This is a genomic window from Bartonella sp. ML70XJBT.G, assembly GCF_028618575.1.
Lineage (GTDB): Bacteria > Pseudomonadota > Alphaproteobacteria > Rhizobiales > Rhizobiaceae > Bartonella.
The window spans coordinates 152,320-177,642 of the sequence record NZ_JAQITA010000001.1 but is presented as its reverse complement, the minus strand read 5'-3'; the positions used below and the strand labels follow the sequence as shown (position 1 = coordinate 177,642).

24 protein-coding genes are annotated in these 25,323 nt (G+C 40.7%); 7 read left to right on the top strand and 17 right to left on the bottom strand.

Translation table 11 applies throughout. The annotated features are described in order from the left end of the window. Positions 1–566: 566 nt before the first annotated feature. The 9 genes from PVV64_RS10475 to rimM form a co-directional block, all read right to left on the bottom strand. Positions 567–695 carry a hypothetical protein gene (locus PVV64_RS10475; RefSeq protein WP_404978409.1) on the bottom strand — a complete coding sequence of 43 codons (129 nt, stop codon included), beginning with the start codon at positions 693–695 and terminating at the stop codon, positions 567–569. 224 nt (positions 696–919) lie between these two features. Continuing rightward, positions 920–1,699, bottom strand: a complete 780-nt coding sequence (locus tag PVV64_RS00705; protein ID WP_273759172.1) for a succinate dehydrogenase iron-sulfur subunit — start codon at positions 1,697–1,699, stop codon at positions 920–922. 14 nt (positions 1,700–1,713) lie between these two features. Next, positions 1,714–3,558 (bottom strand): succinate dehydrogenase flavoprotein subunit, encoded by a 1,845-nt coding sequence (gene sdhA, locus PVV64_RS00700; protein ID WP_273759171.1) that lies wholly within the window; start codon positions 3,556–3,558, stop codon positions 1,714–1,716. Positions 3,559–3,563: 5 nt separating this feature from the next. Beyond that, positions 3,564–3,950, bottom strand: coding sequence for a succinate dehydrogenase, hydrophobic membrane anchor protein (gene sdhD / locus PVV64_RS00695; RefSeq protein ID WP_273759170.1), 387 nt, complete (start codon positions 3,948–3,950; stop codon positions 3,564–3,566). An 18-nt stretch (positions 3,951–3,968) separates the two neighbouring features. Continuing rightward, positions 3,969–4,370 carry a succinate dehydrogenase, cytochrome b556 subunit gene (sdhC, locus tag PVV64_RS00690; protein WP_273759169.1) on the bottom strand — a complete coding sequence of 134 codons (402 nt, stop codon included), beginning with the start codon at positions 4,368–4,370 and terminating at the stop codon, positions 3,969–3,971. A 504-nt stretch (positions 4,371–4,874) separates the two neighbouring features. Then, entirely contained in the window at positions 4,875–5,315 is a 441-nt protein-coding gene (gene rplS, locus PVV64_RS00685) for a 50S ribosomal protein L19 (RefSeq protein ID WP_273759167.1), read from the bottom strand. 213 nt (positions 5,316–5,528) lie between these two features. After that, positions 5,529–6,227, bottom strand: a complete 699-nt coding sequence (trmD, locus tag PVV64_RS00680; protein WP_273759166.1) for a tRNA (guanosine(37)-N1)-methyltransferase TrmD — start codon at positions 6,225–6,227, stop codon at positions 5,529–5,531. A 4-nt stretch (positions 6,228–6,231) separates the two neighbouring features. Next, a complete protein-coding gene (locus PVV64_RS00675; RefSeq protein WP_273759165.1) occupies positions 6,232–6,489 on the bottom strand; it encodes a hypothetical protein in 258 nt (85 codons plus the stop codon). A gap of 29 nt (positions 6,490–6,518) precedes the next feature. Further along, on the bottom strand, positions 6,519–7,049 hold the full coding sequence (gene rimM, locus PVV64_RS00670) for a ribosome maturation factor RimM (RefSeq protein WP_273759164.1): 531 nt from the start codon (positions 7,047–7,049) through the stop codon (positions 6,519–6,521). Positions 7,050–7,191: 142 nt separating this feature from the next. Here rimM and PVV64_RS00665 point away from each other — a divergent pair, with 142 nt between their 5' ends. Continuing rightward, positions 7,192–8,001, top strand: coding sequence for a SapC family protein (locus PVV64_RS00665; RefSeq protein ID WP_273759163.1), 810 nt, complete (start codon positions 7,192–7,194; stop codon positions 7,999–8,001). A 3-nt stretch (positions 8,002–8,004) separates the two neighbouring features. Next, entirely contained in the window at positions 8,005–8,973 is a 969-nt protein-coding gene (locus tag PVV64_RS00660) for a tyrosine recombinase XerC (RefSeq protein WP_273759162.1), read from the top strand. Between the two features lie 177 nt (positions 8,974–9,150). Here PVV64_RS00660 and PVV64_RS00655 read toward each other — a convergent pair whose 3' ends face one another. After that, complete coding sequence (locus tag PVV64_RS00655; protein WP_273759161.1) at positions 9,151–9,429, bottom strand: BolA family transcriptional regulator; 279 nt, start codon at positions 9,427–9,429, stop codon at positions 9,151–9,153. Between the two features lie 121 nt (positions 9,430–9,550). Here PVV64_RS00655 and PVV64_RS00650 point away from each other — a divergent pair, with 121 nt between their 5' ends. From PVV64_RS00650 to cobT, 3 genes are all read left to right on the top strand, one after another. Then, complete coding sequence (locus tag PVV64_RS00650; protein WP_273759160.1) at positions 9,551–10,171, top strand: J domain-containing protein; 621 nt, start codon at positions 9,551–9,553, stop codon at positions 10,169–10,171. Between the two features lie 349 nt (positions 10,172–10,520). Continuing rightward, positions 10,521–11,507 (top strand): cobaltochelatase subunit CobS, encoded by a 987-nt coding sequence (cobS, locus tag PVV64_RS00645; RefSeq protein ID WP_273759159.1) that lies wholly within the window; start codon positions 10,521–10,523, stop codon positions 11,505–11,507. A gap of 14 nt (positions 11,508–11,521) precedes the next feature. Further along, a complete protein-coding gene (gene cobT, locus PVV64_RS00640) occupies positions 11,522–13,420 on the top strand; it encodes a cobaltochelatase subunit CobT (RefSeq protein WP_273759158.1) in 1,899 nt (632 codons plus the stop codon). Positions 13,421–15,578: 2,158 nt separating this feature from the next. On the opposite strand, the gene PVV64_RS00635 is transcribed toward cobT, so the two are convergent. Together PVV64_RS00635 and rpmB are read right to left on the bottom strand one after the other, a co-directional pair. Continuing rightward, positions 15,579–16,241 (bottom strand): VUT family protein, encoded by a 663-nt coding sequence (locus tag PVV64_RS00635; RefSeq protein ID WP_273759157.1) that lies wholly within the window; start codon positions 16,239–16,241, stop codon positions 15,579–15,581. 128 nt (positions 16,242–16,369) lie between these two features. Beyond that, on the bottom strand, positions 16,370–16,675 hold the full coding sequence (gene rpmB / locus PVV64_RS00630) for a 50S ribosomal protein L28 (protein ID WP_273759156.1): 306 nt from the start codon (positions 16,673–16,675) through the stop codon (positions 16,370–16,372). Between the two features lie 277 nt (positions 16,676–16,952). On the opposite strand from rpmB, the gene PVV64_RS00625 reads away from it, so the two are divergent. Beyond that, positions 16,953–17,738, top strand: a complete 786-nt coding sequence (locus PVV64_RS00625; RefSeq protein ID WP_273759155.1) for an SURF1 family protein — start codon at positions 16,953–16,955, stop codon at positions 17,736–17,738. 286 nt (positions 17,739–18,024) lie between these two features. Here PVV64_RS00625 and PVV64_RS00620 read toward each other — a convergent pair whose 3' ends face one another. From PVV64_RS00620 to htpX, 5 genes are all read right to left on the bottom strand, one after another. Beyond that, positions 18,025–18,177 (bottom strand): DUF1127 domain-containing protein, encoded by a 153-nt coding sequence (locus tag PVV64_RS00620; RefSeq protein ID WP_273759154.1) that lies wholly within the window; start codon positions 18,175–18,177, stop codon positions 18,025–18,027. 361 nt (positions 18,178–18,538) lie between these two features. After that, positions 18,539–20,155 (bottom strand): bifunctional phosphoribosylaminoimidazolecarboxamide formyltransferase/IMP cyclohydrolase, encoded by a 1,617-nt coding sequence (purH, locus tag PVV64_RS00615; protein ID WP_273759153.1) that lies wholly within the window; start codon positions 20,153–20,155, stop codon positions 18,539–18,541. Positions 20,156–20,323: 168 nt separating this feature from the next. Beyond that, positions 20,324–22,021 carry a heparinase II/III family protein gene (locus PVV64_RS00610; RefSeq protein ID WP_273759152.1) on the bottom strand — a complete coding sequence of 566 codons (1,698 nt, stop codon included), beginning with the start codon at positions 22,019–22,021 and terminating at the stop codon, positions 20,324–20,326. A 64-nt stretch (positions 22,022–22,085) separates the two neighbouring features. Further along, positions 22,086–23,453, bottom strand: a complete 1,368-nt coding sequence (locus PVV64_RS00605) for an RsmB/NOP family class I SAM-dependent RNA methyltransferase (protein ID WP_273759151.1) — start codon at positions 23,451–23,453, stop codon at positions 22,086–22,088. Between the two features lie 33 nt (positions 23,454–23,486). Continuing rightward, positions 23,487–24,524: a zinc metalloprotease HtpX gene (htpX, locus tag PVV64_RS00600; RefSeq protein WP_273759150.1), complete on the bottom strand. Its 1,038-nt coding sequence runs from the start codon at positions 24,522–24,524 to the stop codon at positions 23,487–23,489. Positions 24,525–24,607: 83 nt separating this feature from the next. Between htpX and PVV64_RS00595 the strand changes: the two genes are divergently transcribed. After that, complete coding sequence (locus tag PVV64_RS00595; protein ID WP_273759149.1) at positions 24,608–24,823, top strand: DUF1674 domain-containing protein; 216 nt, start codon at positions 24,608–24,610, stop codon at positions 24,821–24,823. Positions 24,824–25,323 lie beyond the last annotated feature (500 nt).

Sequence of the window (25,323 nt, the reverse complement as noted above, 5' to 3'; positions counted from 1 at the left end):
AACAACTCTGTCACTTATAAACAATGAAGCAGCAACAAATCACATGTCAATTTTCTCAGAGAGAATATATTGCCTTTCACTATCTTATTTTTACGGACAATTGGCATTGAAGTTTTCTTCGCACCATATTCTATTTTTGTAAAAAACAAATTTACCTCTGAAGATATTTGACAAGCGATTTTACTGTTTTTTTGATGCAAACTGACTCTCTCTTAGGCTTTTACTTTCACATAATTTCGCAATATTACAGATCACTTTCTAACCGCAAAAATAATTGTATATCGAAAATTCCGCTTTAAAAATCATCTAGAGAAAGATTGTGAACCCATTCAAGCAATAACAAGTCTTTTATTGCTTATTATTGACATTTAAGATGTATTTCTAAATGAGCACATCTCTTTTTTAAAAAGAAGAAGCATCCTTTTTAAAAAGTGATAAGAACTCTTTTTGATGCGCATATAAAAGGCAATAAGCTTTTATAGATTTAATCCCGTGTATCATTCTAACGTACATAAAAAGCACGATACTTTCTTGCCTTTCACACTCCGCTTATAAGTGATAAGGCTTTAAAGGCACCACTCAACCATGCGTTTTTTAATATCAGCAATCGCCTTTGCCGAATTAAGTGCCTTTGGACAAGCTTGTGCACGGTTCATAACCCTATGACAGCGATAAAGACGGAAGAAACCTCTCAAATTATCGAGACCCTCACCACACATTTCATCATGAGAGTAAGCCAATCTAAGCGATAAGCTTAGGAAAAATAGCTGTCCCAAATACCGATCACCATTCCACCAATAACGCGGACCTGAAGTCTGGCAACAGGTACTACGGAATACATTTATAAAGACTCTCTCTTTGGGACAAAAAATACAAAAATAGGAAGCCCCCTATTTTTCCCTCATGAACCGATGAACTTTTAAAGACGGCGTTCAACCATGAGTTTTTTAATCTCAGCAATTGCCTTTGCGGGATTGAGTCCCTTTGGACAAGTTTGCGCACAATTCATAATCGTATGGCACCGATAAAGGCGGAAAGGATCTTCTAAATTATCGAGACGCTCACCACACATTTCATCACGAGAATCAGCAATCCAGCGATAAGCTTGGAGCAAAACAGCTGGGCCCAAATAACGATCACCGTTCCACCAATAACTGGGACATGAAGTCTGACAACAGGCGCACAAAATACATTCATAAAGACCATCAATTTTTTGCCGGTCAGAATGACTTTGTAACCATTCTTTAGCAGGTTCCGGTGAAACGGTTTGCAACCAAGGTTCAATCATACGATGTTGTGCGTAAAAACGCTTCAAATCAGGAACTAAATCTTTCACCACCGGCATGGAAGGCAAAGGATAGACCTTTATGGGATGTTTTACATCATCCATACCTTTGGTACAAGCCAGCGTATTGGCTCCATCAATATTCATGGCACACGAACCACAAATACCCTCACGGCATGATCGGCGAAGTGTTAAAGTTGGATCAATATGATTCTTAATAAACAAAAGCCCATCCAGAATCATAGGACCACAAGCAGAACGATCTACATAATAGGTATCCAGATGTGGATTTTCCTCATCATCAGGCGACCAACGGTAAACATGAAATTCTGTGAGTTGTGTAGCACCTTCAGGTTTAGGCCACACCTTGCCTGGTTTTACTTGCGAATTTTTGGGAAGCTTAATTTGTACCATAATTCATTCTCCCCTCAGTAAACACGTTTTTTAGGTGCAATACGCTTTAAGTCGATACCACCGTCTGCTTCAGATGTTAATGGATCCACATGGACAGGTCGATAGGATAAAATCACCTTCCCATCTTTAGACAAATGAGAAAGCGTATGTTTACGCCAATTTTTATCGTCCCGTTCTGGATAATCTTCACGCGCATGAGCGCCACGGCTTTCTAAACGCGCTTCTGCAGAATAAACCGTGGTAATTGCATTAGCCATCAGATTCTCAAGCTCCAATGTTTCAACCAAATCAGAATTCCATATCAATGAACGATCCGTAACTTTAAGATCAGCCAATTCGTCCCAAATTTGGCTTATACGTCGACATCCTTGTTGCAACGAATCTTCGGTACGGAAGACAGCAGCATCTTCTTGCATAGTGCGTTGCATTTTTTCACGCAAGACAGCTGTTGGCATTGTTCCTTGAGCAAAACGCAATCGATCAAAACGCGCGATAATTTCATCAACAGCAGCCTCATTAAGAGGAGGAATTTCTGCATCTCGATCAATCACTTCACCAGCACGAATTGCAGCGGCACGACCAAATACAACCAAATCAATTAATGAATTTGATCCCAAACGATTAGCACCATGAACTGAGGCACATCCAGCCTCCCCCACCGCCATCAAACCTGGTTGGACACGATCGGGTGAATCGACAGTTGGATTCAGAACTTCTCCGTAATAATTGGTAGGAATACCCCCCATATTATAATGCACCGTTGGCAGGATAGGGATTGGTTCTTTTGTCACATCAACCCCTGCAAAAATCCGTGCTGATTCAGAAATCCCTGGTAAACGTTCATGCAAGATAGCAGGATCAATATGATTGAGGACCAAGTGGATATGATCCTTTCTTGGACCAACGCCGCGCCCTTCACGAATTTCAAGGGTTATACAGCGTGAAACCAAATCCCGCGAAGCCAAATCTTTAAAGGAAGGTGCATAGCGTTCCATAAAGCGCTCACCCTCAGAATTAATCAAATAACCTCCCTCACCGCGCGCGCCTTCTGTAATTAAGCACCCTGAACCATAAATCCCTGTAGGATGGAATTGCACAAATTCCATATCCTGAAGTGGTAATCCAGCACGAGCGATCATTCCGCCACCATCACCCGTACATGTATGAGCCGATGTTGCCGAAAAATAAGCACGCCCATAGCCACCCGTTGCCAGAACAACCATTTTTGCAGAAAAACGGTGTATTGTACCATCATCAAGGTTCCATGCCACAACCCCTGTACACACACCATCAGTCATAATGAGATCAAGTGCAAAATATTCAATAAAGAACTGCGCATTATGTTTTAAGCTTTGTCCATAAAGCGTATGCAAAATGGCATGTCCCGTGCGATCGGCCGCCGCACAAGTTCTTTGCACAGGTGGCCCTTCACCAAATTGTGTTGTATGCCCGCCAAAGGGACGTTGATAAATTTTACCGTCTTGCGTCCGTGAAAAAGGCACCCCATAATGTTCTAATTCATAGACAGCAGCAGGGGCATTGCGTACCAAATATTCCATTGCATCGGTATCACCCAACCAATCAGATCCTTTCACGGTATCATATAAATGCCATTGCCAATTATCAGGCCCCATATTAGAAAGCGAGGCGGCAATACCACCTTGTGCGGCAACCGTATGCGACCGTGTGGGAAAAACTTTTGTGATACAGGCTGTTTTTAATCCCTGCTCTGCCATCCCAAGTGTTGCCCGCAAACCAGCACCACCTGCACCAACAACCACGACATCGAATTTATGATCTACAGTGCAATAAGGGGCATTACCTGCTCTAGCACCAAGAGATGATCCTGTACTCGCCATACTGCTTAACCCCCTAACGCAATTTTCAAAAGAGCAAAAATGATGACTCCCCCCAAAACAAAACAAAACAAAATGTTTAATGCCAAAAAGAATATCCGGAAACCTTCACGGGGAATATAATCTTCAATAACCACCTGCATTCCAAGCTTCATATGATAAAGAACTGAAACAGCGAGCAGCCCCATTAAAATAGCCACGACAGGATGAGCAAGCCGTGCACGCACAGTGCTATAATCTGCTCCAACCAGTGAGAGAATAAGAACGATAAAAAAGATCAAAAGGGGTAAATTTATAAAACCTGTCAACCGCTGCAACCAAAAATGCTCTGTTCCCTCATGTGCACTTCCACGTCCACGTACTTTGGCAAGTTCCGTTCGAAAATCTTTTTTCATAGCCTTCTCCACCCCAAGCTAAACAATGCTATACCCAATAATCCAAATTGTAAGAGTAACAATAAGAGAAATAAACACTGTTGCCCAAGCAGTTAGCGTTGCCTTTTTTTTATCTAAAAGGCAAGGTTTCAGATCCCAAACAATATGACGAAGTCCGCCCACCATGTGATGAACCCCAGCAAGAGTATAAAGAAACAAGATACAAAGTCCAGGCAAAGAACTATAAATCTCATGAACTGTTTTAAATGCCTCAGCTCCACAAGCAACTGCCATTAACCAAAGGGCGAGAAAGATCATTCCAAAATAAAGAGCCATACCGGTGATACGATGTGCAATTGACATAGCCATCGTGATAGTCCAACGATAAATACTTATATGAGGAGAACGAGGGCGCTCTTTTATCCTAATTGTCTCTGCCATAAAATATCCTGACCTGGCTTTTACCACAACCTTATCATGACGAAGCAACCCATGATGAGCGATAAAGTTCGCACAAAATGACTGGGTGCATTATCATTTCCATTTATTTGGCATTTCAAGATGCCAATATTACAGGTCGGTTGTCTCAAATAACGGATTAAAGGTCACGCATAAAAAAACCGATTGTTTTACAAACATGTATCCGTAAAACAGGTTTCAATCTAATACAATTTTATCCTCACGTCAAAGGTCTAACATCATTTCACAAAATAAAACATACAATTTTTCAAGTATATTGATGCCTCTTTTTAAATACCAACAATATCTCCAAGAGGACTTGAGTTTCAGCTACAATCTTCAGAGAAATAAAACACACAAACTTTGAGAATCCTAACATTTTCAGGCATCCTCAAAGTCACTTCTTTAAATGGATACACGAATCATGCAAAATACAAATGTGTAATGTAAAGCCACTCTTGTATAAGTTCCAGCGAAAAGCCGTCTTTATTCAGCGACTTTCGTTGATGCCTCTTCACTGACATCTGTTGCTTTTGCGATTTCAGCAACCTTTTCACTTTTTTTGCGGTAATCTCTCTTTTCAGCGATACGCGCAGCTTTACCTCTCAAACCACGAAGATAATAAAGCTTTGCACGGCGTACTTTACCGCGGCGCACCAGCTCAACCCCCTCAATAAGGGGAGAATAAACCGGAAAGACCCGTTCAACGCCTTCACCATAAGAAATCTTGCGCACAGTGAAAGTTTCGTTCAACCCACCCCCTGAACGTGCAATACAAATTCCTTCATAAGCTTGAACACGAGTACGTGTACCTTCGGTCACGCGGACCATAACACGAACTGTATCCCCTGGTTTAAAAGCGGGCAGTTGGCGTCTTGCTTCAATTTTTGCACATTGTTCAGCTTCGAGCTGTGCGATAATATTCATTTCCTTTATCCTTCATGTTCTTTATCGAACAGTCAGAGCGCTCAACTCTTGCCGCAAAAAGCTTTCTCATAAAAAGAAAAGACATTCTTTAGGCTATGCATGACACAGGAGCGAATACACCATTCCTTCATTTTAATTTTGGAACTATAGAAAAACCTTATATAAAAATTCTTTCAAAAGAGAGCCATGCCATACACCACCTTACAACATGAATCAAGTTTTATGACGATTTTTCTCATAACGCGCATAAAGATCAGGACGACGTTGACGTGTTAACAGTTCTGCTTGCTGTTGGCGCCAATCAGCAATAGCTTTGTGATGCCCTGATGTTAACACTGGTGGAATAGCACGTCCTTCAAAAAGAGCAGGACGAGTATACTGAGGATGTTCCAGCAAATCATTCTCAAAACTTTCACATTTTGCAGAAGCCTCATTCCCCATCACACTAGGGAGAAGACGTATAATAGCATCCAACAGAACCAATGCCGCCGTTTCACCCCCTGAAAGGATATAATCTCCAATGGATACCTCTTCCAATCCCCGCGCCTCTATGACCCGTTCATCGACACCTTCAAAACGTCCACAAACCAATGTCACACCAGTCTCACACGCCAAAGAGCGTGCATAAGTTTGATCAAAAGGACGTCCACGTGGACTCATTAATAACCTTGGCGAATCATTGGGACAACTATCCAATGCAGCCGCTAACACATCCGCCCGCATCACCATACCAGCTCCGCCACCAGCTGGTGTATCATCCACACTATGGTGTTTATCCAAAGCAAAATCTCTAATCTGCACTGTCTCCAATGACCATATGCCTCGCGCTAAAGCTTGTCCGGCTAAAGAATAACCCAAAAACCCTGGAAACATTTCAGGATAAAGTGTTAAAATGCGCGCTTGAAACTTCATTTTTTCATTCTTTCATCTCTAGCTTGTAACCCCAAACCGTACAAAACCCACACCAACAGCTCACATCAACGCCATAATATTTATTCAAAGCAAAAGCATCCATCGACTCTGTATCCAACATTTCCCCTGCTTTAAAGCATATCTGGCTTAAGAAATAATCCAAAAATCTAGGCAGCATTTTAGGATAAAATTTCACACCCGTTTTAAGAAAGACATCTTTACATGCTTTCATTTTCCTTTTTATGTTGGTCTTCATTTTCATTTTTGAGTTCTAGGTGATTTATTCTTTTCTCACCGATCCGTTAAACCAGCAGCCACTGGATCAACAACCAATAAGCCAGCAGCAAGACAAATTTCTGGCACCGCTGCCTTACTAAAGGGAATAAGCACAGTTTTACCCGTATTCAACCGCATTTCAAGCAAATCACCAGCGCCAAAATTAAAAAAACCACTCACCTCACCCAAAGTTTGACCAGACCCATCCTGAATACGAAGCCCAATTAAATCGACTTGATAAAATTCATCCTCCGTCAAATCTTCTACCAATTGATCTCGGCGAACATAAAGGCGAATCCCTTTTAAAGCTTCAGCAGCATTGCGATCTTCAATTCCTTTAAAATGCACAATCGCATTGTTTTTTTGCATGCGAAGCGTTACAATTTCATAAAAATGCCCCATATCATCATAAAGGGTACCGTAAGTCTTTAAATATTGCGGTTTATCACTTAAGATTTTAACCAAAACATCGCCTTTTATGCCATGGGCGGAACCAATAATGGCAAGATAGACTTTATTTTTAAGCTTTTTTTGATTATACTTCATGCAAAAACATTATCTCTCACAAACGAATCTTTCACGTATAATTTTTTGTTCAATCTTGTTGCCATATGAGACAATCTTCCCCAAAGACCTTTCTTGGTAACAACAGCAAATTAATAAACAAATCAATATAAGGAGAAGTCTTATGGCAAATGTTATGCTCTTTTACAAAGATATCACCCCAATCAACAAAGTTTCTCATAAAAACCTTAAATTTGCCCCTCCAAGTGATATGTCTTTCGCTAAAGACACCCACTGGGTTCCTTTAGCAAGTAGTGAATATTTTCAAGCCGCACTAGACTATCCGATTTTATTTATGTCCGCAGAAGACGAACAAAAGAAACGGCATTATACATCTGCTGCTCTTGTTGGTCTTTCTAACGATGAAAATGATTATATAGACTCTGATAAGAGTTGGAAAACAAATACTTATGTTCCAGCTTTTGTCCGCCGCTATCCCTTTGTTCTTGCACAACTGAGCAATGAAAAAGAGCTTTCTGTTTGCTTTGATCAAAAATCAGGCATGTTTAATGAAGTTGCCGGCACGGAGCTTTTTAATTCCGATGGTTCTATTTCTCCTTTTATGGAAGAGCGCATTCGTTTTCTTGAAAGCTTTAAAATTGCTATGGAAAAAACCGCTGAGTTTATTGACGCCCTTGTGGAGATGGATCTTCTCAGTCAAAAATCCATCAATGTAAAGAACGACAAAGGTCTTTCAGCGCAATTAGAGCACTTTTGGATTGTTGATGAAGAAAAACTGAATAAACTCTCCGCAAGTCAACTTGCAAAGCTCCATAAAAATGGCTTTTTAGGATTGATCTTTGCACATCTTATGTCAACAAATAATCTTTTAAAGATACTCTCTCTCAAAGGTGAAAAACAGCTTGCCAATAGCGAAATGCAATCACAAAATGAGACGAGTGAAGAACCGACTAAGAAAGAGACCCTCAATTAAGAAATGCCCCTAAAAGATGATACGAGAAAAGATGAAACTGTCCCTCTTATTCCAGCAGATCATGCTGTTTTAAGTGCAAGAAAAAATTGGCTGGATTGCCTGCTTGAAACACGTCGCATGGCTGTAAAAACAGTAGAAGCCTATGAACGTGATACGCGACAATTTTTGTCTTTTCTCTGTCAACATTTAGGACATAAACCAACTTTCAATGATCTTGCCAATTTGCGTGTTGTTGATTTGCGCTCTTATTTGGCTTACCGGCGCACGGGCAAAATAAGTGCGCGTTCCTTGAGCCGAGGAATGGCGGGAATGCGCTCTTTTTTCAGCTACTTATCCCGTGAGGGAATTGTCAACATTCCTGCTGCGAAGCTTGTCCGCACCCCCAAACACCCAAAATCTCTACCAAAACCTTTAGCGATAAAATCAGCACTACATTTAATAAAACAAGAAAATCAACAAGAAAATGAACCATGGATTACCGCTCGAAATACTGCTGTTTTCGTCCTCCTCTATGGCTGTGGAATGCGGATATCTGAAGCTTTAAGTCTCACCCCCGAACAATTTTCTGCCCCCCAGAAAAGAAGCTTATTCGTAACAGGCAAAGGAGGCAAAACGCGCCTTGTTCCTCTCATCAATGTTGTTCACGAAGCCGTACAAAATTATCTTAAATGCTGCCCATACCCTTTAGGAGACAACCAACCAATGTTCCGAGGTGCAAGGGGTGGCCCCCTACAAGCAGCCATCATTCAACGTGCTATGCGAAACTTACGAGCACAGCTTGGTTTACCAGAAACAGCAACACCACACACATTGCGCCATTCCTTTGCCACACATCTTTTATCACGGGGAGGAGATTTACGCACGATTCAAGAACTTCTTGGCCATGTGAGTCTTTCCACCACCCAAGCCTATACCCACGTTGATACGGAGCACTTATTGGAAATTTATCAAAAGGCGCATCCACGTTCTTGACATATTTATACAAACAGAGAAAATAAAATCAATGTAATCCTAAATGTCACAGCACGAATGCAGATTGACGAATTCATTCTATCACCCTGAGATAAAATCACCCGATGGATTTCTGCGCTTTTCATATCTGAAAAAATTTTATTCCGTCCTTAAAAACTCTTGAACAAAAGTAAAATATTAAACCGATTCAACCTCAAGCGCTAAAGCATGAACACAGGTTGCAAGCTCTTTTTGTAAAACGTGATAAATCGCGCGATGGATTTCCACACGCGTCATGCCTGCGAAAGCAGAAGAGAAAATTTTCACCCGAAAATGCGTTTCCCCTTTACCATCAAAAGCATGTTCATCATGTGGATGTCCCTCATGCAGATGGCTCTCATTAATCACCTCAAGTTTTTGTGGATGAAAAGCATCCTGAAGCTTCTTCGTAATTGTTGTTTGAACTGCTGTAGACATTTTTTATTCCTTCACAAAATGCATGGTACAAAAGCATTTTTTCATTAGCAAATGAATGTGAAAATAATTTTTTCAAAAGTCAATTCTTGTCAAATCAATCGATTTTGCATAAATCAAAGATATGACAATAACATCTAAATTATTCGACTCAATTCGAATCAGCTCCAATAAAAAACAAAAAGCTGAATCAGAAACGCAACAGTGCCAATGGGAAGGGTGTGAAAAATCGGCATCCCATAAAGCACCAGCGGGTCGAAATCACGAAGGGCAATATCTCCATTTTTGCATTGAGCATGTGCGTGCTTATAACAAAAATTTTAATTATTTCTCTGGTCTTAGTGATAAAGATATTGCCAAATTCCAAAAAGATGCTCTCACAGGGCATCGCCCAACGTGGCCGACGGATTTGAGTAATGGAACATCGAAAAAAACAGCCGCCAATTATGCACAAATTCGCTCTGGTACAGCTGCCTATCAAAATCGTATGCGTGATCCCTTCGCACTCTTTACTGGGCGTCATGCAAGCAATAATGCATCGCGAAGGCTAAAACCTTTAGAAGCCAAAGCTTTTGATACCTTAGGGTTACCAGCAAACGCGACATCTGAAGATATCAAAGCAAAATACAAAGAGCTGGTAAAAAAACATCATCCAGATTCCAATGGTGGCAACCGTTCTTCAGAGGAGCGCTTTCGCGATGTTTTAAACGCCTATAATTTGCTCAAAAAATCTGGTTTATGCTAAAAAGTGCACTTCAAAGAGCTCTCTTCTGCCCTAACAATAACAAAATGCAAAAAAGGAGATCAAAAAGACCATCCTCTCTCTAATGGTGACAATCGTTCTTTGAGAAGAGCACTCTCGTGATATTTTACACGGCTATCATTTGCCTCAAAATCTGCTTTATGCTAAGGAAGATTGCACCTATCAACTCCACTCATTCATGCGAATGATTTTTGCTTTTGCAAAATATTATAAAACACGAAGGATTTCTTTCACATTCAAGACTTTTACCATAGGGCATTGCATAAGTGCTTTAAGTCTTGTATCATTTTTTAACAAACGGAAATAGCGTTCTCTCCCTTCCAGAAAAACAATGACAAAAACAAAGCTTACAGTTGAAAATGTGCCCGATACCACACTCTGCGCTCGTGATCTGTTTCACATTGATACGGATATAAAGGTTCCAGCCTTTAGCACAAAAAGCTCCCATGTTCCTGATGTAGATCCCGATTATCTTTTTGATCAGCAAACAACCTTAGCGATTTTAGCAGGTTTTGCATTTAACCGCCGTGTCATGGTTTCTGGCTATCACGGTACAGGGAAATCAACACATATTGAACAAGTTGCGGCACGTCTTAATTGGCCTTGTATCCGCATTAATCTCGATAGTCATGTAAGCCGTATCGATTTGGTGGGAAAAGATGCCATTGTTTTAAAAGATGGTTTACAAATCACTGAATTTAAAGAAGGGATTTTGCCATGGGCTTACCAAAACAATATTGCCCTTGTTTTCGATGAGTATGATGCGGGACGTCCTGATGTTATGTTTGTGATCCAGCGTGTCCTTGAAGCATCTGGACGCCTAAGCTTACTTGATCAAAGCCGTGTCATCACACCTCATCCAGCCTTTCGCCTTTTTGCCACTGCAAATACCGTTGGTCTTGGTGATACAACAGGACTTTATCATGGTACACAACAAATCAATCAAGCGCAAATGGATCGTTGGTCCATTGTAACGATCCTCAATTATTTACCCCATGATAAAGAGGTTGACATTGTTTGTTCTAAAGTCAAAACTTTTCAAACAACAGAAGGAAAAAAGACAATTTCACAAATGGTTCATGTTGCTGATATGGTACGTCAGTCTTTTATCAATGGAGATCTTTCCACCGTCATGAGCCCGCGCACTGTCATTACGTGGGCAGAAAATACGGCAATTTTTCAAAATGCTGGTTTTGCCTTTAGGCTTACTTTTCTCAATAAATGTGATGAACTCGAACGTGCTATGGTCGCAGAATTTTATCAACGCGCCTTTGGAGAAGAGCTTCCCGAATCTCTCATTCATGGTGTTTCGCCTTAAGGAATAAGTCAATCATGGCTACCAATACTGGTGACCACAAAAATCTAATAAATGACTCTTCCCACAGCAGTCTTAATGCTGAAGCTTTTAAAAAAGCACTTTCCACTTGTATCCGTGCCATTGCTGGTACGCCCAACCTTGAAGTTTCCTTTAGCCATGACCGTCCATCTTTAAGCGAAAAATACGCCCACTTACCGGAACTCCCACAACACGCGACAGATAAAGATATAACAATTAGCCGCGGACTAGGCGATTCCATGGCGCTACGCACAGCATGGCATGACAAGCACATTCACCAACAATTTTCCCCACAAGAATCGACAGCACGTGCTATCTTTGATGCTCTTGAGCAAACCCGTGTTGAAGCAATCGGCACTTTAAGTATGGAAGGAATTGCACAAAATCTTGATGGCATGCTTGCTGATAAATATCAAAGAGCCCATTATCAAAAGATTAGTAGCCAAAGTGAAGCCCCCATTCAAGAAGCAATTGCGCTTTTATTGCGCGAAAAAATCACAAAACGCGCGCCCCCTGAAGAAGCAGGACCAGTATTAGAATTATGGCGTCAAGAAATTGAACAAAAAGCCGCTACAGAACTGAATGAACTAACCCATCATATTCACGATCAACATGCCTTTGCGCGGATTGTTCGCCGAATGCTTGTGACATTAAAAATGGCAGCGCAATTTGAAGAAACATCGCGCAACTTAGACAATCAAAAATCAACAAACGCGTGTGAACCGCAAAACAAAACAGACAAAGAAAGCAAAAAACCAAAACACACTAAGAGTGAAGACCAAGCAGCCACTGAACAAGAAAGTGACGTACAAGACAAAGGAAAAACCAAAGCAACAAAGTCAAACGACAATCATAAAGATGCAAAAGAGCAAGAAAGAGGTTCTAGGCAAAAAGAATCGAGTCACTCCAAACATCTTTTGACTATTTCAGAGCAAATGGAAAGACTTGCGGACTATAAAGTTTTCACCCGTCAGTTTGATGAAGTTTTGGAAGCGACGGATTTTTGTTCTGAAAGCGAATTGGATCACTTGCGCCGTTATCTTGATAGGCAAATCAATCATCTACAAAATATTGTTGGACGCTTAGCAAATCGCCTACAACGCCGCCTTATGGCACAACAAAATCGCAATTGGACTTTTGACCTTGAGGAAGGATATCTCGATACCGCACGGCTTTCCCGTCTGATCATTGATCCTATGCAACCCCTTTCTTTCAAAATGGAAAGCAATACCCAATTTCGCGATACCGTTGTTTCACTTCTCATTGACAATTCGGGCTCCATGCGAGGACGTCCCATTACAGTTGCAGCAAGTTGTGCGGATATTTTGGCACAAACTCTTGAACGTTGCGGTGTAAAAGTTGAAATTTTAGGCTTTACCACCAAAACTTGGAAAGGAGGACAATCACGCGAACAGTGGCTTAGCCAAAACAAACCCAATCATCCTGGGCGCCTTAATGATTTATGCCACATAATCTATAAAAATGCTGATACCCCATGGCGTCGTGCACGACGCAATTTAGGTCTCATGATGCAGGAAGGATTATTGAAAGAAAATATCGACGGTGAAGCGTTGATTTGGGCCCATCAACGCCTTTTATCACGACGTGAACAACGTCGCATTCTTATGGTTATTTCCGATGGAGCTCCCGTTGATGATTCAACACTATCGGTTAATTCCAGCAATTATTTAGAAAAACATTTACGCGCGGTGATTCAAGAAATCCAAACACATTCTCCTATAGAACTCATTGCCATTGGTATTGGTCATGATGTCACACGCTATTATCAACATGCTGTAACAATTATGAACGCCGAAGAACTCGCCAACGCTATAACAAAACAATTAGAATCCCTCTTTAGCAATAAAAAACTTCATTCTCTTAAGAAACATTAACAACACACCTCGTGCTCTTTATTTGACTCTCCCTCTTCCAAGAACGCGTTGATCAAAAATAAAAATATGTGCTCAATTGCTTTGCGCCTTTTTTTCTGTACCACTGCAATAAAAAAAGAGAGGGGTAGACATACTGATATATGTGATCATGCGATGCAAAGAATGAGCAAAATGAACTCTACAGCTGCAACTCTGCAACACCACTACTGTAAACGTAAAACACCAAATGCTGATAGAAAACAGATACCAAATAATAAACAGCATGTACCCTAATCATCCAGTGAAACTATGGTAAAATACGATATTTATTATCAAAGAAGCAGCGTAAAGATGCCGTGTTTGGTGGTTGATATGTCAAACAACACATTCAGAATGGGTGAATAACTGCTCTTTCAGAGCAGTAAAAAGAATTTCTTTAAGCGATCAAAACAATGACGCGTAAAGAAAATCCAAATAAAACCACATCATCGCAACCTTGGTATAAAAACGAAATGAGTCACCTCGTAGTACCTCTCACACAGGATAAGAACCCTCGCCCAAAAATTTATTGCTAACAAAACCAAAATGACAAATGGCCAACAAGCTATGCTGAAGCCACATAAAACCTTGAGCATAAAAGAAGTATAGAAGACTGTAAAGTATAACATCAGGCTGTCAAACCGCACTACGCAATTATTAAAAAGGAAACTAGAGAATGCTGCAATGAGCTCTTAAACCAGAAAACTAAAGTCGTTAAAACCAGAAAACTTTTTTGAAAAAATTGATTTATTGATCTCCTGCCCACACCTCAAATGATAAAAATTCTTACTCGTGCTGCTCTGTAAAAAATCCAGCTGCTCTCAGTAAGTTTCACCTGTTGACCATTTGTAGATTTACTTAGCTCTACGAGCAAATCCTATCCCAAATATGCATACAATACCTTCTAAAAACATTGAATGCGTAAAGTTTCATATGCTGATATCATTGTACATCAAACAACGGTGTTTTACAGCATAATGCGATAAGGCATACCTTTAAGCAGACAAACCACTGCACACAATCAAAATCACAAGACTATGCCCCTCTCCATAAAGCTTGTCTTCTTATGAGGGTCAAATCAAGTATCACTCTTTTTTCTTTTTCATCTTTCAAGATACAAAGACTCTTGCATTTGAGAATATTCAGAAGAGATATCTTTCCCCTTTATAAAATGGATCTACACGTTAATCCTATTGATGGCATACAAAAGAGTGATTTTTATTGATTGACCTTGAACAGATTTCAAATAAAAAAATCTTATGATATTGCGATTATCAAAACAATAAATTCTTATAATTCAATATATTGTCTTTTACTTGATCATTGGTCATAATAAAAATGATCATCTTTTCTTCTTCAATTTCAGAATACGGCTTTTTCTTAGAAAGTTGTAAATTATCTTTCATTGGACAATAGCCATTTGTGAAGCATTCCTTATAATTTCCATCATCTCATGGAGATTCCGCATTGCCTCACGCTGTTATTGCCAGTTCTTGAATAGAATCGCACTCTCATGCACAACAGGATGCTACAACATACCATTATGCTGCCAATTGCACAGACCTTTTTGAAGAAACATTGCTCTAAATCTCTCAAGCCCATTTCACGAGTATCACCCATAAAAATTATAGTAGTAAAACCATTATGCACCACCAATTTTACACTAATGAAACAGCAAACGAGCATCATCATATTATTTGCCAACCCAAAATATGGTGACAATTCTTGCATTTGAGAGTTTTCAAAAAAGGTATGTTCCCTCCTTTTACGGTATTTACCCACACACAAACACGCTTATAACGCATAAGAAAGCAATTTTAATGGCTTTAAGATAAGAAACACATGATTATATTCGAATTAACAATACAAGTTAAAAACATTGATTTATGATTATAAAACAATGTGTTATCAAAAAAGAAGTCACATTTGTGAAAGTTAAATTAGCTAGAATGCATAGAGACTGAATCTTGAGAAGACTCCTGTTTCTTAAACTAAAACAGCCTTTTAAAGTCATATTGAAACATGTCTCTATTGAAAATGATTCTAGAATATTGCTCTTAAGAGAACAAAAAGTGCTGTTTTCTAACCTTCAAAACAATCAGGGAACAAAGACTATTATTTGCTTTTAACAACAGATGCTTCATCTCCTTATATGGCTATGATAAAGAGGCATTTTCACAGCGCTAAGGATTGTTCCATAAGGGATTAACATAAACAAACTCATAATAATTTTTATAAAAAAATCGCCACAAGCAAGGGAAAGCCAAACAGGAATCTCAACACCTCCCCAAAGAGTACTCTCTACAATTGAACTATCAGCATAACCAGTCATCTGATCGATAAAGGCAAAAGAGCAAGAAAAAGCAAGAGCAAAAAACACAACTGTATCTAAAGCCGAGCCCACCAATGCTGCTGCTAAAGGGGCTTGCCACCATACCTTACGCCGCAAAGGAGTAAAAACAACAATATCAAGAAGTTGCCCAAATAAAAATGCTAAACTCGAGGCAATTGCAAGCCGTGGTGTCGCCAAAATCCAAGAAACAAAAACACCAGCGAAAAAACCAGCATAAACCACACGTCGCGCAGCAACTGGACCATAAAAACGATTGGTCAAATCGTTAATCAAAAAAGCAAAGGGATAGGTAAAAGCACCATAAGTCAGCAGTTCATTTAGACCGAACCAATAAACAGGATATTGCACCAAAATATTAGAGGCAGTCACAGCAACACACATGGCAAGGATCGAAAAAGCAATATACCTTCTCTCTTGCCGTGCTAATAAAAAATCGCGTGCTAAAAACATTTCTTTAACCTGAGGTATAGAACCAATCAAATCAACAATCAAAAACTATAAAATGAGAAGACAATACCTCTATACAATGCAAAAACAACCGAGGCAAAAACAACCGAGCATGTTATAAACAAAGCTCATTACGCCGCCTGTTCAGCCTTTTGTTCAGCTTTTTTCTTAATGATTTGACGCTTTAGCAAACGCGCCCGTTGTGACAACTCTTTATCATCGGCTTTAAGCAAAAAACCATCCAAGCCACCGCGATGCTCCACAGAACGCAAAGCGCTTGCACAAACACGCAAACGGTAATTTTGCTGTAACACTTCCGAAATCAATGTCACATTGCAAAGATTTGGTAAAAAACGACGACGGGTTTTATTGTTCGCGTGGCTAACATTATTGCCATAAAGAACTGCTTTTCCTGTCAATTCGCAAGCACGAGACATAAACTTCACCTTTAAACTCTGAAAAACTCTTAAAATCCCAATACCCATACAACAGAATGGACGCAAAGAGCGCACAACACCCCCTTAAATGGAATTATTGGGAAGGTGTGCTTTTAATAGGGTGTCGATACCAAAAGGTCAAGTCTTTTGTAAAATCTTTTGCGTTTCTTATCATCTCATTTGCTCTCTTTCCCTATAAAGATACAGAAAATATTTTTTTTTAACCTTTAGCATGCTAAAAGAATAGTTACGATCTCCTCTAAAGGGAAGCATTATCATGAACAAAACAGCCTCCTCCATGACAGAGCCTCAACAAAAATCTATTCGTTTTTCTTCACTTTTGTTAGGCATATTATGCATGTGTTTTTTTCTTCTCTTTAGTGCATTAGGTGTATGGCAAATACAACGATTAAACTGGAAAACAAATCTTATCATGAGTGCCAATAAACGTGTTCATTTGCCTCCCATAAAAGCCCCGCCTCAAAATCAATGGGCCGAGACGACTTTTGAGAAAGACGAATATCGTCCTGTCATTATCACAGGAAAATTTTTAACAGATAAAAATATTCTGGTTATTGCTGTTGCTCAAAATACCACGGGCTACTGGGTTTTGACCCCTTTAAAAACAGCTGATAATAGCGTGACCTTTGTCAATCGTGGTTTTATTCCCATGGATGCTCGTCATGACTTCCAAAATTCAAAAACATCACAAACAAATGCACCACCTCATCAGGATTCTGGCACAGAGACAAAACAAACCACAATCGTAGGTTTATTGCGCATGAGTGAAAAAAATGGCTTTTTTCCGCGCAAAAATAATCCGGACAAGAATTTATGGTACACGCGTGAACTTCCTGCTATGGCAGAGAAACTTGGTTTATCCACTGTTGCACCTTATTTCATTGACGCCGGGAAGAAAACAGCCCCACAAGGAAACCTCCCCGTTGCTGGTCTCACGGTTGTGCAATTTCGAAACAATCATCTTGTCTACGCTATTACATGGTTTATCTTAGCTGCTGGTGTTCTAGGTGGCTCTCTTTTTCTGCTGAGGCAAAAAAGCTAAAAAACACATAAACAAAATACGTACACCATAAAACAGTGCTGTTAATGTTCAACAACCTTGCTTTAAAGAAGCACAAATTCCACAACAAAGTATATCCTCTTCTCTGTTGTGTTGAAAATTTTAATAAGAGTCACTTTTCACAATAGCACGAAGAAAAAACTATGGCGAACACATAAATGCTTCGCTCATACATTCTCTTTTGATAATATCACAAAGAGAGGAAAGCGCCCTATCGCCGCTTTCCTCGAAACTAAAGACTCTGCTCAAATGCTATTATAAACAAATTTTAGAGAGATTTATAAGAATGGCGCCGCGCAATTGAATCAATATCACCACGACAAATACCAAGATCATTAAGTTCGTATGTTGAAAGATGACTCAACGCATTCACTGTCCGCCGATAACGGCGCCAATTACTATAAGAACGCAAAATATTCATAATTCTTTACTCCAACCTAACGTTACCCTCTTTAGAGGGTGAATATAAAGCAAATTATAAAAAAGAGTCGTGTTATAACCTCATAACAGATATGCATTTCAAACATACGAAGATTATCTAAAACTTCTCTTGTTTTAAAAGAACCGTCATCAAAATTATGAATGGCGGAAATGTCGCACACTTAACCATCGCTAAATCATACGCATCAGAAGCCACAATCACCTCTTCATCACGGCATTAGTCCACTTAGGTGAATAACTGCTGTCACCCCTCTACCAGCAAGCTGCTCATAGCCAAATACGCCAACACAACAAACTCTTTGCAACACTGATCTTATTCGAAAGAAAAATTACCAAAACTATTAATGGCGGAAATGTCGTACGCCTGTAAAAACCATCGCTAAATCATGGGCATCAGCAGCAGCAATTACTTCTTCATCACGCATGGAGCCACCTGGTTGAATAACTGCTGTTGCACCCGCACCAGCAGCTGCCAATAAACCATCTGCAAAAGGAAAAAAGGCATCCGATGCAACAACGGACCCTTTAGCAAGAGATTGTGTTAAGCCGGCAATTCTTGCACTTTCTTCAGCTTTACGCGCAGCTATTTTTGCTGAATCAATACGACTCATTTGACCCGCGCCAATTCCAACGGTTGCACTCTTTTTTGCATAAACAATAGCATTTGATTTGACGTGTTTAGCGACCCGAAAAGCAAATTGAAGATCACGCATTTCATCTGGACTTGGTGCACGTTTTGTCACCACTTGCAATTGAAGATCATCCACCACCACATTATCACGTGACTGCACTAAAATTCCACCCGCAAGCGTTTTAGCAAGAAGCCCTCCACCACGAGGATCAGGAACACCACCTGTTATGAGCAAACGAAGATTTTTCTTGCTTGCAATAATTTCACGCGCTGCCATTGTTGCATCAGGAGCAATAATCACTTCGGTGAAAACTTTGATAATCTCCTCTGCACATTCTGCATCGAGAGTTTGATTTAACGCCACAATTCCGCCAAACGCTGAAACACTATCACACATCAGAGCTTTCAAATAAGCCTCTTTCAAACTCTGCCCTTCAGCAACACCACAAGGGTTGGCATGTTTAATAAGCGCAACAGCAGCAGTCCTTTGGGGATCAAATTCTGCCACCAATTCAAATGCTGCATCGGTATCATTCATATTGTTATAAGAGAGTGCCTTGCCTTGCAAAAGCTTGGCGGTTGCAACACCAAAACGTTTGTCACCATTACGGTAAAATGCTGCCTGTTGATGCGGATTTTCCCCATAACGCATAACCGTTTCAAGATTGCCAGAAAAACTCTGCCAAGATGGTGTTTCAATTTTTAAATCCTTTGCAAACCACGCTGCCACGGCTGCATCATAACCAGCCGTATGCGCATAAGCACGCATCGCTAGCTGCTGTCGCAGAGCTAAACTTAAACACCCATTATGCTTTTTCAATTCAGCAAGGACTACATCATAATCACCCACCGCTGTGATAACAGCTGTATAAGCATGATTTTTTGCCGCAGCACGGATCATTGCTGGTCCACCAATATCAATATTTTCAAGAATGGTTTGTCTATCAGCGCCTGACTGAACAGTCTCTTCAAAAGGATAAAGATTCACCACCAAAAGATCAATTCCACGAATGCCATGCTGCTCCATAGCACTCTTATGATGAGGATCATCTCTGACTCCTAAGAGAGCACCATGAATCAAGGGATGGAGTGTTTTGACGCGCCCATCCATGATTTCTGGAAATCCTGAGATCTCAGCAACATCTTTTACCGGTAAACCGGCAGCCATCAAAGCTTTAGCGGTTCCTCCTGTTGAAATCAATTCAACACCATAAGCGTGCAGTGCTTGTGCAAAGGCAACCACGCCGGTTTTATCAGATACAGAAAGAAGAACACGACGAACCTGATGAAGATCAGGTATGGGAAAATTTTTTGCAACAACACCCATAACAGGAATCCTAAAAGTGAAATGGTTAAAATTCAAGTAAAATAAGCTTATAAGTTCATAGCACAGACCTTTATTAAAATACACCAAAAGGATAGCATCTCTCTATTTTAACACAGAAAGAATAACTCTCCATTTTATCAGTCATTATAAAAAGGAATTACTGTGTTCTCATGAACAGCGAAGAAAACGCCAACGAACTTTTTCTTGAATTGCGGGGCGAAAATACAACACAATCTGTTGTGTCCGTTGCGGACCTGTTACTTCAGCAAAATCAATTGAATCTTCAAGGCAAATATCTACATCAGGCGATATAAAATACCATACTTGTCCACCCTCCACAGCTAAACGCACACGCTTACCATCATAATTAACTTCCACTTTTGGGTGAAGATGAAACCGAATAGCAACGCTATTTTGTTCACTTTGAATTTTCTTACCTTTCTTTGCAAGCTTCTCATTTGGCGTAAAAAAGCGGTCAAAACCTTCGATTATATCGCCATTTGTCGCTAAAATCAGACCACGCTCATGAACAAGATGAAAAGGTCGCACATAACCATCATGGCTAGCAACAAAACCAGTCTTTTCGGAATCCTCTATACGGCGCACTTTCACATCCGTTGGTCCCTCAAGCAAAAATGAAGCACCCGTTCTTTTTTTATGAAAAACACCCACACACCAATCATTAACGGTTGCTGTTGAGTGTGCAGCGGTAACGCGCCCTAAATGTCGATATTCCTCACGCCCATAAGGATTAACGCCCGTATTAATAATAAAGCGGCTTCCCTGTGAAGACATTTCAAAAGATAAACACCCCGAACCAGCGTGCTCGGCAGCAGAACGAGGTGGAAACTTTCCTGTATCAGCAAGCACTGTCGTTTGATTGGCTTGTAAACGCTGAAATCCTGAATAGCGTGCATAACTAAAAGGATGCCCTGCTGTCTCATCCAGTTCTAAAAGTGCCGATAATCGTTGCGATACAAGAGGACCCACCCCATTAAAATGCGCCAATGTTTGATCTTCATGGATAAAAAACCGCAAAGCCGGCAACATACGTTCAACAGAATCAATTAAAATACGTGGTGCGGTTTCATTGCTATGCATAAAAAGCTGACGTAGCGATAATAAATCTGCTAACAAATGGAGCAAAATGACAGGGCTACGCGAAATATGTCCACCATCAATCAAAATTTGGCATGAAAGCTCCTCAATAAGGAAGGTTTGCGCCTTTTTTTTCATGGAAGCAGAAACTGGTAAAGCCAAAGAAGCAAATGTTAAAGCAATTGCGGCTTGTAAGCGTTGATCATTTTTTTCCATACTGAAAATGATGACGCGCAAATAGCGAAATTGGAAACCAAGACTACGCAAAAAGCGCTTTTCAAACCGTTCACTTGCTCCTTGTAAAAGCATTTTCGCATGACAAATCCACGAAATCAAACGCCGTGCTACAACTGGTGCACTCCAAACAAGCCCCTTGACTTTTTTGCCCCATTGATCGAGCCAATCTTCTAAAAGTGCGCGCGCATGTGCTGTTGCCAAATCGCTCCCAGCTGCTGCCATATGTCGCAACCAATGAAAATCATGAAGAGCCTCCTCCCATTCTGGTATTGGAGGAACTAACGAAAAAGGGGAAACCGCACCAGAATGAACCACATGACCCGCAAAAGCAAAACGACCATGGTAAAATTCATGTGCCATCACCGGATCAGCTAAATGCAAATCAATGGGATAAGCTAAAATTTGATGAGGACGAAATCCCGAAAAGCGCCAACGAAACAGTGGCCCAACCCATAAACGCCGTATAAACTGCTGTGCTCCATAGACAAAATCCGACGCCTTTACCTGAGGACCTTTTAACGCAATCGCCACAATCTCATCTCCATTTGTACCGAATCGCGTACAATTTCAGCCATTTTAGTAAATGAACCGTTAATTAAGCCACTTTTCGCAAGCGTGCGGCAAAAAAACCATCCATTCCTAAAAAGATGTTGTGATCACGCCCACAGCTTTCATGACAAAAATCTGCTGGTGTTGTCCGCAAAAAACCCTTAACAGAGAGCAAATGCGCCATAACACCCATTTCCTCTGCAAGGATAGGCTCTAAAACAACGTCACTACGTGTCGATACAAGTTTTTTGATGAGATCTTCACCTTCTTCTTTTGCCAAAGAACAATTGGAGAAAACAATACGCCCCCCCTTTTTGACCAAAGCAATTGCTGCGACAAGCAAATCATATTGAAGTTCTGCCAATTTGGCGATATCATCTATTGATTTTGTCCATAAAATATCTGGATGACGACGTATTGTTCCCGTAGAAGAACAAGGCGCATCAAGAAGTACCGCATCAAAAAGCTGTTCGGAGTGAAAATCTCTCACATCCCCCTGCCAAGTAGAAACGGAAAAATGAAGGCGCTCCATATTTTCCTTTAAACGCTTTATCCGATTAGCAGAAAGTTCGATGGCTGTCACATCAGCACCTTGCAAAGCCAATTGTGCTGTTTTTCCCCCAGGACTTGCACATAGATCGGCAACCTTTTTACCCTGAATATTGCCGAGCAAGCAAGCAGGCAACGCCGCAGCAAAATCCTGAACCCACCAAGCACCCTCTCCATAACCTGCTAAATCAGCAACAGAACCATCCACACTGCTCAACCGAACAGAACCATTGGGCAAAACAACACCTCCAAGCCGTTTAGCCCATACCGTGCTATCAGATTTCACTGTCAAATCGAGAGGAGGCAGAGTACTTTGAATTGCCAAAATCTTTTCAGCTTTTTCTTTTCCATAAGTTGACACTAAAAGCTCAGAAAACCATGCTGGACTCCCCTCAATGCTGGGAGGTTGTTGGCGTAAAAATACCGCATCACGTGCAACATTGCGTAAAAGAGCATTGACCATACCTGAAAACCGGCGCATACGAGGATCAAGTTTAGCCACACGCACCGCCAAATCAATAACAGCATGATCAGGAATATCAAGATAGAGAATTTGAGCCACACTGATATGCAAAAGATGTTGCAATGCAAATGCTTGTGAGGGCAAAGGACGTGCTAAAAAACGTGATAAAGCAGCCATAATCTGCCCGCGATGACGCAACACTGCTGCTAAAATAGCGCGACACAAGGCACGATCTCGCTGTGAAAGCCCTAAATATTGTGGATGTCCATGTTCATTATCTATCAAACCAGAAAGAGAGGTCTTTTTATCAAGCACCGCGCCGAGAAGACGAACAGATACCCGCCGGACAGCTAATCCTGGAACATTTTTTTCGGACACACGCCCCGCATTTTCGTGTTTCAAAACAACACCTTTATTCCTTTAAAAGCTGAATAATCAAGGCTTTTTTGAATCTTCATAATGAAGCCAAGAAGGGCGCTTTTTAACACGCTGAAAAGAACTCTTTTCCGAATTGCCAAAAACATTGGTCCGTAGAGCAGAATCAGAATCTTTAAAGCCTCTGCCTTTTTCATGCCAATCGCCTTCCTCACTCCATCCCATATTTTCCGTTATTTCTCCCTTCATCTCTTCGGCTTGCCGATAAAGAGCAGCAATACGATTTGCCGTCGCTGGATGGGTAGAAAAAAGACTATCGGCTCCCTCACCACTCAAAGGATTGATAATAAACATATGTGCTGTTGCCGGATGATGTTCTGCCTCTTCATTGTATACCGTCTGCCCACCGCCTGCAATTTTACGCAATGCTGAAGCCAACCATAAAGGATTACCGCATATTTCAGCTCCTCGCCTATCCGCAGCATATTCACGCGTGCGACTAATAGCCATTTGCACCAACATTGCCGCAAAAGGCGCCACAAACATAGCAATGAGCCCTCCGATTGCCCCAGCACCGTGAGAACCCTCCGAAGAATGACGCTGACCGCCCGTAAAAAAAGCGAAATTGCCAAGCATTGAGATCGCTCCCGCAATTGTTGCCGTCAAGGTCATCGTTAAAGTGTCACGATGCTCAATATGGGCAAGCTCATGGGCCATCACTCCGGCAATCTCTTCTGCACTCAAAGTGTTTAACAATCCCGTACTTGCTGCAACAGCCGCATTTTGAGGATTACGTCCCGTAGCAAAAGCATTTGGCTGCGCATTATCGATAATATAAACTTTTGGCTGAGGAAGAGAAGCTCGTCTAGCTAAATCACTTACAATCTTATAATAAACGGGAGACGAATGTTGATCAACTTCACGCGCCCCATACATGCGCAAAACGATTTTATCCGAATTCCAATAAGAAAAAAAGTTTAAGCCACTTGCCATCAAAAGTGCAATGATCATACCACTGCCCCCTCCAACAAGATAACCAACTCCCATAAAAAGAGCCGTCATAAAAGCCAAAAGCATTGCAGTACGCATTATATTCATGACTCAAAAAACTCCATGATAAAATACAATCAATATTATATGATGGGGTTTTCTTTCTGCTTCTTCAATGGAATAGGTGTAAAATGGACAAAAAAGATGACAAAATAAAGACACAAAAGACAACCATCAACAAACAACAATCCCTCTCCCCTGCAGCACAACGCGCCCTCAAAGAAGCGCAAGAAAGACGTAAAAAGGAGAAAAGTGAAGAAAAACCTTTAGAAAATGGTGGGCGTGGTGGCAAAGATCCTTCACGCTATGGCGATTGGGAAATTAAGGGTCGCGCCATTGATTTTTAAAAAATCTATCTTCATTGCTTAAAAGGAGAGCGGCTTTTTGCCAACAAAAAACCGATAACAACCGCTCTCCTCTCTTGATCTCTTTCCGCATTGCAACTGACGAAAATTCGTACCCATACCAGTCCTGAAAACCATCGAACTCCTTGCGGACTCCTCATCTAGGCAGATTTCACCTGCTGACCATTCGTATGGTTCGCTTCCATAAGGTTCGACAAGCACGTCCTACCCTGAGTGGGTACGATACACTCTAAAAATACTGAATCTGTAAAGTCCTCCATGCCTTATATCACAACACCTCAAACAACGTTGTTTTACAGCATAATGAAATAAATCTTTAGAAAAAGAAGGCGTAGCAGCAAAAAAATATCACATAATGGAGATGAATAAATCAGAACCATTCCACGAATTTTACAAGATGATATTTATAAAAAAAAAACAAATATTTTTTAAAGAAAATCCGTTTTTGTCAGTCAAAAACGGATAATACGCATTTTTTTATA